Raw genomic sequence first — 13,601 nt, forward strand, 5'->3', positions numbered from 1 at the left:
CGGATGCGCCGTTGTCTTACGCGTCCGGCCAGCCGTGACGTGCCACGATGGGCTTGACGTTCAACGGCCTTGCCGCGGCCGCAGCACCCACAGCGCCACGATCCCGCCCACCACGCCCCAGAACGCCGAGCCGATGCCAGCCAGCGTCATGCCCGACGCCGTGATCATGAACGTCAGCAGCGCGGCCTCGCGCTCGCCGGGGTTCTGCATCGCCGTGGTCAGGCCGCTGGCGATCGAGCCGAGCAGCGCGAACGCGGCGACGGCGATCACCAGCGCCTGCGGGAAGGCGGCGAACAGCGCCGCGATGCTGGCGGCCAGCGTGCCGGCGACCAGGTAGCCGATGCCGCAGACCACCGCCGCGGTGTAGCGCCGCGCAGGGTCCGGATGCGCCTCGCTGCCGGTGCAGATCGCCGCAGTGATCGCGGCGAGGTTGATGCCGTGGGAGCCGAACGGTGCCAGCACCGCGGAGGCCAGGCCCGTCACGGTGATCAGCGGCGACGCCTTGACGTGATAGCCGTCGGCTCGCAGCACGGCAAGGCCGGGAATGTTCTGCGATGCCAGCGCGACGATGAACAGCGGAATCGCGATGCTGACGAAGGCCTGCAGCGAAAACGCCGGGGTGGTCCACACCGGCGCAGCCACCGCGAAGTGGAACTGCTCGAAATGCAGTTGGCCCAGCACGCCGGCCAGCGCCACGCCGATCACCAGCACACCGGGCACCGCATAGCGGGGCCACCAGCGCTTGCCCAGCAGATAGGCCGCGAACATCGGCAACAGCAGCAGCGTCTGGTGCTGCGCCTGCACGAAGACGTCGATGCTGATGCGGAACAGGATGCCGGCGAGCAGCGCCGCCGCGATGCTGGCCGGCAGCGCGCGCATCAGCCGGTCGAACCAGCCGGTCAGGCCGGCGGCCGTCATCAGCAGCGCGGCCAGCAGGAAGGCGCCGATCGCCTCGGCGTACGGCACGCCCGGCAGGCTGGCGATCAGCAGCGCCGCGCCCGGCGTGGACCATGCGATCACGATCGGCACGCGCGTGAGCAGCGACAGCCCGATGGTGGTCACGCCCATGCCGATCGACAGCGCCCAGATCCACGAGGCAATTTGCGCGTCGCTCAGATGCGCGGCCTGTCCGGCCTGGATCATCAGCACCAGCGAGCTGGTGTAACCGGTCAGCATGGCGACCAGTCCGGCGACGAAAGCCGAAACGGAAAGATCGGTGAGTTTCAGCGTGGCGGAGGGCATGGCGATTCGGTTCGGTCGGTGCGGCCGGTCGCATATCGGGGTGGACAACCGGCGTCGCGGAGATCGGCAACCAGCGGCGTTGGTCACGGCAACCGGAATGCAAGGATGCGCTGGCGACCGGGCCTGCAGTGCGTTGAGGGCGACATCTTCGCACGAGCGCGGGGCATCGTCGACGCGGCGCTGCGGGCCGCCGTCGACGTGGGAAGGGGACCGCCGCCGGCCTACAGGCGTTTTCCCTTACGGATTTGTCCGACTGGAGCGAGCGCCGCCGTCCCGATACAGTGAGGCCGTGCCTTGGGAGCAGGGCACCGAGGAGAGACTCTTCAGCCCGCCTATGTCGCGGGCTGTTCTTTTTTATGGGCCGGCGATCGGCACCGGCGGAACGTCGGTAGCTTCCCGCCACACATAAACCCCACGCCGCCTTCACATTCGCCCGCGACACTGCGCTGCCTGTCACCGACGCAACAGGAGCCCGGCATGATGCCATCCCGTCCCGCAGTGTCCGTCCCGAATTCCGCTTCCGACCCCGCTGTTGGTTCCGACCCTGCTTCCGCTCGCGGCCCGGCTTCCGCCTCCGCTTCGGACTCCGCACGCACCGTCTTCCCGCTCGCATCGAGCATGACAGACTACGACGTGATCGTCGTCGGCGCCAGCTTTGCCGGCGCCGCCTGCGCGCTGGCGGCCGCGCGCGCCGGCCTGCGCGTGGCGGTGCTCGAGCGCAAGCGCGATCCGGGCGCGAAGCTCCATACCGCCGGCATCGTCGTCAAGGAGGCGGCCGAGCGCACCTGGCTGGGCCGCGCGCCGGCGCACTGCTTCCGCCGCGTCGAGCAGGTCCGGCTCTATTCGCCGGCGCTGCGCAGCCTGCGGCTGGACGCGCCCGGCTACTACTTCCTGACCACCGATACCCCGGCACTGATGCGCTGGCTGGTCGACGAACTGGTGCGGCATGGCGTGACGGTGCACCTCGGCACGCCCTTCGTGCAGGCGATGCGCGACGGCGATCGCTGGCGCATTCCTGGCATCGGCCGCACCCGCTATCTGGTCGGCGCCGACGGCGCGAAGTCGCGCGTGGCGGCCTGGCTTGGCCTGCCGGGCCCGCGCGACTTCCTGTACGGCATCGAGTACGAATTCGACGGCCTGACCCTGCCCGAGCCGGGGGCCTTGCACTGCTTCGTCGGCAAGCGCTTTGCGCCCGGCTATCTCGGCTGGGCTGCGCAGACGCCCACCGGCGTGCAGATGGGCCTGGCGCTGCGGCGCCGTCGACGCGGTCCGCGTACGCCCGATATCGAAGGCTTTCTCGCCCGCGTGCGGCATCTGCTCGACGTGCCCGACGACGCGGTGCCGGCCTCGACGCGCGCCGGCCTGATTCCCTGCGGCGGACCGGTGCTGCCGCTGGGCCGCGACGGCGTGCTGCTGGCCGGCGATGCGGCCGGTGTGGTGTCGCCGGTCACCGCGGGTGGCATCCATTCGGCGTGGGAGCACGGCGAGACGATCGGCACGGCCATCGCCGCGCATCTGCGCGAGGGCGGGCCGGCGCCCGAGCGGTCCGTGCCGCGCGCAACCCCGCGCTTTCGCGCCAAGCGCGCGCTGCGCTGGCTGTTCGACCGCTGCCAGTCCGACCGCCTGTTCGAGTGGATGCTGTATTCCCGGCCGCTGCGCTGGGCCGCGCAGCGCCTCTACTTCCACCGCCGGCGCCAGCGGCAGGGCGCGGCCGCCCTCGGCGCGCTCGACTAGAATGACGGACCCGCTTTCCGTCCCCCATTCCGCCGCAGCCGCCTGCAAGCCCGCCATGCAAGCCAACGCCACGCCCGTTCCGTCGATTCTCGTGGTCGACGACGAGTCCGCCATTGCCGATACGATCCTCTATGCGTTGCGCACCGAGGGCATGCAGGTCGAGCATTGCGCCCTGGGCAGCGAGGCGATCGCCCGCCTGCGCGCGCAGCCGGTCGACCTGGTGATCCTTGACGTGGGCCTGCCGGACCTGAACGGCTTCGAGGTCTGCCGCACGTTGCGCACCTTTTCCGATGTGCCGGTGATTTTCCTGACCGCGCGCCACGAGGAGATCGATCGCGTGGTCGGGCTGGAGATCGGCGCGGACGACTATGTGGTCAAGCCGTTCTCGCCGCGCGAACTGGCGGCGCGCGTCCGCGTGATCCTGCGTCGCATGCGCGGACGGAGCGAGGGCGCGGCGCCAGTCCCCGCGCAGAAGGCCGCGCAGGACACCGCGCCGCCGTTCGTGCACGATCGCGACGGCGCCCGGCTGGCCTACCGCGGCCAGTGGCTCGACCTGACCCGCTACGAATACCGGCTGCTCGCGCTGCTGGCCGACCATCCGGGCCGCATCTACTCGCGCGCGCAGCTGATGGACCTGGTCTGGGACGATGCGCTCGACACCAGCGACCGCACCGTGGACACCCACATCAAGACGCTGCGCGCCAAGCTGCGCGCGGCCGGCGACGACGACCCGATCCGCACCCATCGCGGCATGGGTTATTCGCTGGCGATCTGAGCGGGACCGGCACGCGTGCGGATTGGCCTGCGCATCTTCCTGGGTTTCTTCCTGATCGTCGGACTGGCGGCCTGGCTGACGCTGCGCGTGTTCGTGCAGGAGGTCAAGCCGGGCGTGCGCCAGGCGATGGAGGACACGCTGATCGATACCGCGCACGCGCTTGCCGCGCTGGCGGTCGACGACATGCGCGAGGGCCGCATCGCCGACGGCGCGTTTGCGCGCCAGCTGACCGGCCTGCGCGACGCGCCGCTGGATGCCGAACTGTGGGGCCTGCGCAAGCGCGAAATCGGCTATCGCGTCTATGTCACCGACACCGACGGCATCGTGCGCTTCGATTCGGCCGGCACCGCGGTCGGCCAGGACTATTCGCGCTGGAACGACGTCTACCTGACGCTGCGCGGCAAGTACGGCGCGCGCAGCACGCGCAGCGATCCCGACGACGACGGCAGCACGGTGATGTACGTCGCGGCGCCGATCCGCGATGGCGAGCGCCTGCTGGGCGTGCTGACGGTGGCCAAGCCCAACGCGGTGATGGCGCCGGTCATCGCGCGCAGCCAGCACCGGATCCTGCTGCACGGGCTGCTGCTGATGGGCGTGGCGGCGGCGATCGGCCTGGCCTGCACGCTGTGGCTGGCGAACGGCCTGCGCCGGCTGCGGCGCTATGCGCGCGCGGTGGCGGCCGGCGAGCGCGCCGCGATGCCGCTGTCCGGGGCCGGCGAGCTGGCCGAGCTGGGCCGGGCGATGGAAACCATGCGGCTGCGGCTCGAGGACAAGCAGTACGTCGAGCACTACATCCACACGCTGACGCACGAAATGAAGAGCCCGCTGGCGGCGATCCGCGGCGCGGCGGAACTGCTGCGCGAGGACATGCCGGCTGCCGACCGTGCCCGCTTCGTCGGCAATATCGACAGCCAGGCGCGGCGCCTGGCCGAGATGGTCGCCAAGCTGCTGGCGCTGGCCGAGGTCGAGCAGCGCCAGCAGCTGGAGGCGCCGCGGCCGGTCGCGCTGGCGCCGCTGGTGGCGGAACTGGCGGCCGAGCTGGAGCCGCGCGCGCGGCAGCGCGGCGTCGTGCTGTCGCCGCATGTGGAGGCCGATGCCGGGTCCGCCGAAGTCCTCGGCGATCCGTTCCTGCTGCGGCAGGCGCTCGCCAATCTGGTCGAGAACGCGGTCGACTTCGCGCCGGCAGGCAGTACCGTCGCGCTGGGTTTGCGCCGCGAGCGCGGCGGCCACGGCGACCATGGCGGCCACGGCCAACACGGCGACGTGCTCGCCGTGACGGTCGCCGACAGCGGTCCCGGCATCCCGGACTACGCGCTGCCGCGGGTGTTCGAGCGCTTCTACTCGCTGCCGCGGCCCGGCGGCCGCGACAAGGGCACCGGGCTGGGCCTGTGCTTCGCCCGCGAGGTGGCGCTGCTCCACCGTGGCGAGCTGACGCTGGGCAACCGGCCGGAGGGCGGCGCCCAGGCCCGCTTGCGGCTGCCGGCGATGCCGCGCTAGCCGTCCGCGCTGGCCGTCCGCGTTGGACGTCCGCGTTGGACGTCCGCACTGGTCGTCCGTCGGCGAGGGACCGCGCCGTCGCGGCGCCATGCTCTACAATGCCGGCTCGCCGCCGATCCGGCCGTATGCGCGCCGTGCCACGCTGACGCCGCGTCTTCGTGCCCGCCTCGGCGCTCGCGACCCTTCATCCCGCGCCTCTTCCTTCGCTCTTCCTTCGCAGTCATGGCCCTGTTCTCCATTTCCGATGCCCAGCTTGCCTTTGGCCACGTGGCGCTGCTCGACCACGCCGACTTTTCGCTGGAGGCCGGCGAACGTGTCGGCCTGATCGGCCGCAACGGCTCGGGCAAGTCCTCGCTGCTGAAGATCGTGGCCGGCCTGGCCGCGCCCGACGACGGGCTGATCGCGCGCCAGCAGGGCATCACCACCGCCTATGTGCCGCAGGAACCGGAGTTCGCGGCGGACATCACGGTGTTCGATGCGGTCGCGCAGGGCATGGGCGCCGCGCACGATCTGCTGGTCGCCTACGAACATGCCGCCAACCGGCTGGCCGAACATCACGACGAGGCCACGCTGGCCGAACTGCATCGGCTGCAGTCGGAGCTCGACGCGGCCGATGCCTGGCAACTGCGCACGCGCGTCGAGACGACGCTCGCGCGTCTCGGGCTCGATCCGGTGGCGCGCGTCGACGCGCTGTCCGGCGGCACGCGCAAGCGCGTGGCGCTGGCGCAGGCGCTGGTGGCCGAGCCCGACATCCTGCTGCTCGATGAGCCGACCAACCACCTGGACGTTGAAGCGATCCGCTGGCTCGAGGATCTGCTTCTGGGCTTTCGCGGCAGCGTGCTGCTGATCACCCACGATCGTGCCTTCCTCGATCGCGTCGCCACGCGCATCGTCGAGCTCGATCGCGGCAAGCTGGTGTCCTTCCCTGGCAATTTCGCCGCCTACCAGACGCGCAAGGCCGAGATGCTGGCCGCCGAGCAGGTCGAGCAGGCCAAGTTCGACAAGCTGCTGGCGCAGGAAGAGGTCTGGATCCGCAAGGGCGTCGAGGCGCGCCGCACGCGCAGCGTCGCGCGCATCCAGCGGCTGGTGACGATGCGCGCGGAACGCGCGGCGCGGCGCGAGGTGCAGGGCAATGTGAAGCTCGAGGTCTCGCAGGCGGAGCGCTCGGGCAAGATCGTCGCCGAACTGATCGACGTGACCAAGTCCTTCGGCGACCGCACCGTGGTGCGCGACTTCACCGGCACCATCATGCGCGGCGACAAGGTCGGCCTGATCGGCCCCAACGGTGCGGGCAAGACCACGCTGCTGCGGCTGATCCTGGGCGAACTGGCGCCCGACGCCGGCGTGGTCAGGAACGGCAGCAACCTGCAGGTCGCCTACTTCGACCAGATGCGCACGCAGCTGGATCTGGAGACGTCGCTGGCCGACACCATCAGCCCCGGCAGCGACTGGGTCGAGGTCAACGGCCAGCGCAAGCACGTGATGAGCTATCTGGGCGATTTCCTGTTCGCGCCGGAGCGTGCTCGTTCGCCGGTCAAGTCGCTGTCCGGCGGCGAGCGCAACCGCCTGCTGCTGGCACGGCTGTTCGCGCGGCCGGCCAATGTGCTGGTGCTCGACGAGCCGACCAACGACCTCGATATCGAGACGCTTGAGCTGCTGGAGGAACTGCTGCAGGACTACGGCGGCACCGTGTTCCTGGTGTCGCACGACCGCGCCTTCCTCGACAACGTGGTGACGTCGACGATCGCCTGGGAGGGCGAGGGCCGCTGGCGCGAATATGTCGGCGGCTATTCGGACTGGGTCCGGCAGTCCGAGCGCGGCGCGGCCGCGCAGGCGCCTGCACCGACCCAAAAGGGCGCCGAACGCAAGGGCGCTGACACCGGCAAGGCCGCCGGCGGCGACGAAGCCGTCAAGACCGCGGGCCGCGACGCGCGGGGCGCCAATCGGACCGTCAAGCTGTCGTACAAGGAGCAGCGCGAACTGGACGCGCTGCCGGAGCGCATCGCCGCGCTGGAGGCCGAGCAGAAGACCATCGGCGGACAGCTCGAGGACGGCTCGCTGTACGCCAGCGATCCGCCGCGCGCCACGCAACTGGCGGCGCGCTTCGACGAGATCGAGATGGAGCTGCTGGAAGCGCTGGAACGCTGGGAAGTGCTGGAGGCGAAGAGCCGCGGAGAAGGCTAGGGCAGGACCCAAGGGAACGCCGTCTCCGCTGATCTCTCACGCTTGCGGAACAGTGGCGAGACGGTAATCGGCGCCTCGATTGCCTACCCGCACCACGCCAGCACCATATTGGTCAGGTCGACCATGAACCCCGGCTGCAGATAGCCGACAAAGCCGAGCACCAGCGCTGCCGCCAGCGTGGCGGCGCCCATGATCCGCAGCGCGCGGGTCGTCATGATCAGGCGGCCGCCGCCCGCGGGCGCACCAGCGCCTGCTCGCGGATCGGCAGGTTGACCAGGGCGGCCACCACGCCGAGCGCGATTGCGATGCCCCAGACGATGTCGTAGGCGCCGGTGCGGTCGTACAGATAGCCGCCCAGCCACGCCCCCAGGAAGCTGCCGATCTGGTGCGAGAAGAACACCACGCCCGACAGCATCGACAGATACTGCACGCCGAACACCTGCGCGATGATGCCGTTGGTCAGCGGCACGGTCGACAGCCACAGCGCGCCCATGATCGCGGCGAATACCCAGGTGCTGAACGCCGACAGCGGCAGCAGCAGATAGGCGGCGATCACGATCGAGCGGCTCAGATAAATGAACGACAGCAGATAGCGCTTGGGCATGCGCTGGCCCAGCGCGCCGGCGGTATAGGTGCCGAACACATTGAACAGGCCGATCAGTGCCAGCGCCACCGTGGCGACCTTGGGATCGGTGAAGCCGCGGTCCTTCAGGTACGGCGCCAGGTGCACGCCGATGAAGACCACCTGGAAGCCGCAGACGAAGTAGCCCAGCGTCAGCAGCTGGAAATTGCGGTTGCCGAACGCTTCCTTCACCGCCTGGCCGATGGTCTGCTGGAAGCCCGAGGTGCCGCCGCCCTGCTGCGGCTCGCGCAGCGCGACGACCAGCGGCAGCATCATGCAGGCCATCACCGCCAGCACGAACAGCGCGTTCTGCCAGCCGATGGCCGAGATCAGGCCCTGCTCGACGGGGATCATCAGGAACTGGCCGAACGAGCCGGCCGCGGCGGCGATGCCCATCGCCCAGACCCGCTTCTCGGGGCTGGCGACGCGGCCGATCACGCCGTAGACCACGCTGTAGGTGGTGCCCGCCTGCGCGATGCCGATCATGATGCCGGCGCCCGAGGCGAAGGCCGTGCCGCTCGAGGCGAGCGCCATCACCACCAGCCCGGCGACATAGAGCGCCACGCCGACCAGCATCACCCTGACCGAGCCGAACTTGTCGGCCAGCGCGCCGGCGAAGGGCTGCGCCACGCCCCACATCAGGTTCTGCAGCGCCAGCGCGAAGGCGAAGGTTTCGCGGCTCCAGCCGTGCGCCTGCGTGATCGGCAGGTTGAACAGGCCGAAGCCGTGGCGGATGCCCATCGACAGCGTGACGAGCAGGCCGCCGCAGATCAGCACGGTGGTCAGGGAGAGTTCTTTTCTTGGCATTGTCGGGCTCGGTTCGGAGGGTATTGCTGTTGTCGTTGTTGTGCTTGTTGTGCTTGTTGTCTTGGTCGTCGCCGTCGACTTGCCCTGCCGGGCAATCGTGCTGGCGAGTGTACTCCGCATCGAAAACGCGCGTCGGCCGTCGCGAAATTCACCCGGCCGGCCAGGGTTTTATGCCGGCGGGGTGACGCGGTGGACGCGCGGGCGAGGGTCCGCCGCGGCCGCAAGCAGGCACGCCGGCCGCGCTGGAACGGGCAGAATTCCCCGCTTGATACGGGATTGGCGGCCCCGGCGTTCCATTACAATGCAGGCTGCCCGGCCTGGCCGGCCCTCCCGATGCGGATGTCCGACGGCCGCGATTCCCACTTTCGTAACGACTCCATGGCGAGCAAACCCAGTCAGTACAGCGAATCTTCCATCCGCGTCCTGAAAGGACTGGAGCCGGTCAAGCAACGACCCGGCATGTACACCCGCACCGATAACCCGCTGCACATCGTGCAGGAGGTCATCGACAACGCCTCCGACGAGGCGCTGGGCGGCTTCGGCAGCGAGATCGTCGTCACCCTGCATCGCGACGGCAGCGTCAGCGTCGAGGACGACGGCCGCGGCATTCCGGTCGGCATCCACCCCGAGGAAAAGGTGCCGGTCGTCGAGATCGTCTTCACGCGGCTGCACGCGGGCGGCAAGTTCGACAAGGGCAAGGGCGGCGCCTACGCGTTCTCGGGCGGCCTGCACGGCGTCGGCGTGTCGGTGACCAATGCGCTGTCGACGCGGCTGGACGTGTCGGTCTGGCGCGACGGCAATTTCTCCACGCTGACCTTCTCCGGCGGCGACGTGACCACGCCGCTGACCACGCGCAAGATCGAGCGCGGCGAGAAGAAGAACGGCACGCGCGTGCAGGTGTGGCCCGACGCCAAGTACTTCGATTCGGCGACGATTCCGCTGGCCGAGCTGCAGCGGCTGCTGCGCAGCAAGGCGGTGCTGCTGCCCGGGGTCAAGGTCACGCTGGTCATCGAGAAGAGCGGCGGCCAGGAGCCGACCGTGCAGACCTGGCAGTACGACCAGGGCCTGAAGGGCTATCTGATCGAGGCGCTGGCGCAAGGCAGCGGCGCCGAGCTGGTGATCCCGATGTTCGAGGGCGAGCATTTCGCCGATCCCGACGCCAATGCCGGCGAGGAAGGCTTCGCCGAGGGCGAGGGCGCCTCGTGGGTGGTGGCCTGGACCGAGGAAGGCGCGCCGGTGCGCGAATCCTATGTGAACCTGATTCCCACGCCGGCCGGCGGTACGCACGAGTCCGGCCTGCGCGAGGGCCTGTTCCAGGCCGTCAAGAGCTTTATCGAGATGCACGCGCTGCTGCCCAAGGGCGTCAAGCTGATGTCCGAGGACGTGTTCGCGCGCGCCTCGTTCGTGCTGTCGGCCAAGGTGCTGGACCCGCAGTTCCAGGGCCAGATCAAGGAACGGCTGAACAGCCGCGACGCGGTGCGGCTGGTCTCGACCTTCAGCCGCCCGGCGCTGGAGCTGTGGCTGAACCACCATGTCGACTACGGCAAGAAGCTGGCCGAGCTGGTGATTCGCCAGGCCCAGGCGCGTACGCGCGCCGCGCAGAAGGTCGAGAAGAAGAAGGGCTCCGGCGTGGCCGTGCTGCCCGGCAAGCTGACCGACTGCGAATCGACCGACGTGTCGCGCAACGAGCTGTTCCTGGTCGAGGGCGACTCCGCCGGCGGCTCGGCCAAGATGGGCCGCGACAAGGAATTCCAGGCGATCCTGCCGCTGCGCGGCAAGGTGCTGAACACCTGGGAGACCGAGCGCGACCGCCTGTTCGCCAACAACGAGGTGCACGACATCGCGGTGGCGATCGGCGTGGACCCGCACGGCCCCGACGACGAGCCCGACCTGTCGAACCTGCGCTACGGCAAGATCTGCATCCTGTCCGATGCCGACGTCGACGGCGCGCATATCCAGGTGCTGCTGCTGACGCTGTTCTTCCGCCATTTCCCCAAGCTGATCGAGCAGGGCAACGTCTATGTCGCGCGCCCGCCGCTGTATCGCGTCGACGCGCCGGCGCGCGGCAAGAAGCCCGCGCAGAAGCTGTACGCGCTCGACGACGGCGAGCTCGAGGCGATCCAGGACAAGCTGATCAAGGACGGCGTCAAGGAAGGCGCGTGGCAGATCTCGCGCTTCAAGGGCCTGGGCGAGATGAGCGCCGAGCAGCTGTGGGAGACCACGATGAACCCCGACACGCGCCGGCTGCTGCCGGTGGCGCTGGGCGAATACGACCTGCCGAAGACGGTCGGCGTGATGAACATGCTGATGGGCAAGGGCGAGGCCGCGCAGCGGCGCAACTGGCTCGAGGAACGCGGCAACGAAGTCGTGGCCGACATCTGACGGCCGCCGACGGCAGGTATTGAGCATCCATGGAACAACAAGACATTACGTTTCAACCCGACGAGCCGGCCGATTCGCTGACGCTCGCCCATTACGCCGAACGGGCCTATCTCGACTACGCGATCAGCGTGGTCAAGGGCCGCGCGCTGCCTGAAGTGGCCGACGGCCAGAAGCCGGTACAGCGCCGCATCCTGTTCGCGATGCACGAGATGGGGCTGCGCGCCGACGCCAAGCCGGTCAAGTCGGCGCGCGTAGTCGGCGACGTGCTCGGCAAATTCCACCCGCACGGCGACCAGTCGGCCTACGACGCGCTGGTGCGGCTGGCGCAGGACTTCTCTCTGCGCTATCCGCTGATCGACGGCCAGGGCAACTTCGGCTCGCGCGACGGCGACGGCGCGGCGGCGATGCGCTACACCGAGGCGCGGCTGACGCCGATCGCGCGGCTGCTGCTCGACGAGATCGACCAGGGCACCGTCGACTTCGCGCCGAACTACGACGGCTCGATGGAAGAGCCCAGGCTGCTGCCCGCGCGGCTGCCGTTCGTGCTGCTCAACGGCGCGTCCGGCATCGCGGTCGGCATGGCCACCGAAATCCCGCCGCACAACCTGCGCGAGGTCGCGGCGGCCACGGTGGCGATGATCCGCAATCCGAACATCACGCTGGCCGAGCTGCTGGCGCTGATGCCGGGCCCCGACTATCCCGGCGGCGGCCAGATCATCTCTTCGCCGGCCGATATCGCGCAGATCTACGAGAGCGGCCGCGGCAGCCTGAAGGTGCGCGCGCGCTGGATCATCGAGGACATGGCGCGCGGCCAGTGGCAGCTGGTGGTCAACGAGCTGCCGCCCGGCACCTCGGCGCAGAAGGTGCTCGAGGAAATCGAGGAGCTGACCAATCCGAAGGTGCGCGCCGGCAAGAAGTCGCTGACGCCGGAGCAGCTGCAGCTCAAGCAGACCATGCTGGGCGTGCTCGACGCGGTGCGCGACGAATCCGGCAAGGACGCACCGGTGCGGCTGGTGTTCGAGCCCAAGAGCAAGAACATCGACCAGCAGGAATTCGCGCAGACGCTGCTCGCGCATACCAGCCTGGAGTCGGGCGCGCCGATCAACCTGGTGATGATCGGTACCGACGGGCGTCCGCGGCAGAAGGGCCTGATCGAGATCCTGCGCGAATGGATCGCCTTCCGCTTCGAGACCGTGACCCGCCGCAGCCGGCATCGGCTCGCCAAGGTCGAGGACCGCATCCATATCCTCGAAGGCCGGATGCTGGTGCTGCTCAATATCGACGAGGTGATCCGCATCATCCGCGAGGGCGACGAGCCCAAGCCGGCGCTGATGCAGGCGTTCGGCCTGTCCGAGCGCCAGGCCGAGGACATCCTCGAAATCCGGCTGCGCCAGTTGGCGCGGCTCGAATCGATCCGCATCGAGCAGGAGCTGAAGGACCTGCGCGAAGAGCAGGCCGACCTGGACGTGCTGCTGAAGTCGGAGACGATGATGCGCCGTCGCATCATCAAGGAGATCGAGGCCGACGCCAGGCAATACAGCCCGGCCGACAAGGACCCGCGCCGCACGCTGATCCAGGAGGAGCGCCGCGCCGCCGCCGAGGTGCGCGTGATCGACGAACCGGTCACCGTGGTGGTCTCGCAGAAGGGCTGGGTGCGCACGCGCCAGGGCCATGGCCACGATCCGCAGCAGTTCGCCTTCAAGGCGGGCGACGCGCTGTACGGCACCTTCGAATGCCGCACCATCGACGTGCTGCTGGCGTTCGGTACCAATGGCCGCGTCTACTCGGTGCCGGTCGCGGGCCTGCCCGGCGGCCGCGGCGACGGCGTGCCGCTGACCACGCTGGTCGAGCTGCAGGCGGGCACGCAGATCGCGCATACGTTCGCCGGCACGGCCGACCAGCGCATGCTGATTGCCACGCGCGGCGGCAACGGCTTCCAGAGCAAGATCGGCGACATGATCAGCCGGCAGAAGGGCGGCAAGTCCTTCCTGACGCTCGACGATGGCGACGCGCCGCTGGCGCCCGCGCCGATCGGCGACGAGGCGACGCACGTGGCCTGCCTGTCCGGCAACGGCCGCCTGCTGCTGATCGCGCTGGACGAGATCAAGGTGCTGTCCGGCGGCGGACGCGGCGTGATCCTGATGGAGCTGGAGCCCAAGGAAACGCTGCAGCAGGTCGCCGCGGTGGGCGCCCCCGGACTGATGGTGTCCGGGCAGGGCCGAGGCGGCAAGGCGTCGTCGCAGAAGCTGGCCGGCGCGAACCTGCTGCCGTACGTCGGCAAGCGCGCGCGCAAGGGCAAGGCGGTCGAGCTAAAGCTCAAGGAGATGTCGATCGAGCCGGTCAAGGCCGATTGATGCC

The 13,601-nt window shown here is 69.5% G+C and carries 9 protein-coding genes; 6 read left to right on the forward strand and 3 right to left on the reverse strand.

Going from position 1 to position 13,601, the window contains the following annotated elements:
• Positions 1-60: 60 nt before the first annotated feature.
• Positions 61-1,242 (reverse strand): benzoate/H(+) symporter BenE family transporter, encoded by a 1,182-nt coding sequence (locus tag KZ686_RS07670; protein WP_150084189.1) that lies wholly within the window; start codon positions 1,240-1,242, stop codon positions 61-63.
• A gap of 618 nt (positions 1,243-1,860) precedes the next feature.
• On the opposite strand from KZ686_RS07670, the gene KZ686_RS07675 reads away from it, so the two are divergent.
• The 4 genes from KZ686_RS07675 to KZ686_RS07690 all read left to right on the forward strand — a co-directional run bounded on the left by KZ686_RS07675 (position 1,861) and on the right by KZ686_RS07690 (position 7,432).
• Positions 1,861-2,976: an NAD(P)/FAD-dependent oxidoreductase gene (locus KZ686_RS07675; RefSeq protein ID WP_265633369.1), complete on the forward strand. Its 1,116-nt coding sequence runs from the start codon at positions 1,861-1,863 to the stop codon at positions 2,974-2,976.
• A gap of 55 nt (positions 2,977-3,031) precedes the next feature.
• Positions 3,032-3,751 carry a two-component system response regulator CreB gene (gene creB, locus KZ686_RS07680; RefSeq protein WP_265633370.1) on the forward strand — a complete coding sequence of 240 codons (720 nt, stop codon included), beginning with the start codon at positions 3,032-3,034 and terminating at the stop codon, positions 3,749-3,751.
• Between the two features lie 15 nt (positions 3,752-3,766).
• On the forward strand, positions 3,767-5,248 hold the full coding sequence (gene creC / locus KZ686_RS07685; RefSeq protein ID WP_226108276.1) for a two-component system sensor histidine kinase CreC: 1,482 nt from the start codon (positions 3,767-3,769) through the stop codon (positions 5,246-5,248).
• A gap of 222 nt (positions 5,249-5,470) precedes the next feature.
• Positions 5,471-7,432 (forward strand): ATP-binding cassette domain-containing protein, encoded by a 1,962-nt coding sequence (locus KZ686_RS07690; protein WP_265633371.1) that lies wholly within the window; start codon positions 5,471-5,473, stop codon positions 7,430-7,432.
• Between the two features lie 83 nt (positions 7,433-7,515).
• On the opposite strand, the gene KZ686_RS07695 is transcribed toward KZ686_RS07690, so the two are convergent.
• Positions 7,516-7,647, reverse strand: a complete 132-nt coding sequence (locus tag KZ686_RS07695; protein WP_255650847.1) for a hypothetical protein — start codon at positions 7,645-7,647, stop codon at positions 7,516-7,518.
• A gap of 2 nt (positions 7,648-7,649) precedes the next feature.
• On the reverse strand, positions 7,650-8,861 hold the full coding sequence (locus KZ686_RS07700; protein ID WP_149317871.1) for an MFS transporter: 1,212 nt from the start codon (positions 8,859-8,861) through the stop codon (positions 7,650-7,652).
• A gap of 378 nt (positions 8,862-9,239) precedes the next feature.
• Here KZ686_RS07700 and KZ686_RS07705 point away from each other — a divergent pair, with 378 nt between their 5' ends.
• Positions 9,240-11,243: a DNA topoisomerase IV subunit B gene (locus KZ686_RS07705; RefSeq protein WP_149317872.1), complete on the forward strand. Its 2,004-nt coding sequence runs from the start codon at positions 9,240-9,242 to the stop codon at positions 11,241-11,243.
• 29 nt (positions 11,244-11,272) lie between these two features.
• Positions 11,273-13,597 (forward strand): DNA topoisomerase IV subunit A, encoded by a 2,325-nt coding sequence (parC, locus tag KZ686_RS07710; RefSeq protein WP_265633372.1) that lies wholly within the window; start codon positions 11,273-11,275, stop codon positions 13,595-13,597.
• The last annotated feature ends 4 nt before the right edge of the window (positions 13,598-13,601 follow it).

Origin of the sequence: Cupriavidus cauae (assembly GCF_026210475.1) — a bacterium.
Lineage (GTDB): Bacteria > Pseudomonadota > Gammaproteobacteria > Burkholderiales > Burkholderiaceae > Cupriavidus > Cupriavidus cauae.

Excerpts from the sequence above, each read along its gene's own strand:
- KZ686_RS07670 (WP_150084189.1), bottom strand. The coding sequence starts at position 1,242 with ATGCCCTCCGCCACGCTGAAACTCACCGATCTTTCCGTTTCGGCTTTC.
- KZ686_RS07675 (WP_265633369.1), top strand. The coding sequence starts at position 1,861 with ATGACAGACTACGACGTGATCGTCGTCGGCGCCAGCTTTGCCGGCGCC.
- creB (WP_265633370.1), top strand. The coding sequence starts at position 3,032 with ATGCAAGCCAACGCCACGCCCGTTCCGTCGATTCTCGTGGTCGACGAC.
- KZ686_RS07690 (WP_265633371.1), top strand. The coding sequence starts at position 5,471 with ATGGCCCTGTTCTCCATTTCCGATGCCCAGCTTGCCTTTGGCCACGTG.
- KZ686_RS07695 (WP_255650847.1), bottom strand. The coding sequence starts at position 7,647 with ATGACGACCCGCGCGCTGCGGATCATGGGCGCCGCCACGCTGGCGGCA.
- KZ686_RS07700 (WP_149317871.1), bottom strand. The coding sequence starts at position 8,861 with ATGCCAAGAAAAGAACTCTCCCTGACCACCGTGCTGATCTGCGGCGGC.
- KZ686_RS07705 (WP_149317872.1), top strand. The coding sequence starts at position 9,240 with ATGGCGAGCAAACCCAGTCAGTACAGCGAATCTTCCATCCGCGTCCTG.
- parC (WP_265633372.1), top strand. The coding sequence starts at position 11,273 with ATGGAACAACAAGACATTACGTTTCAACCCGACGAGCCGGCCGATTCG.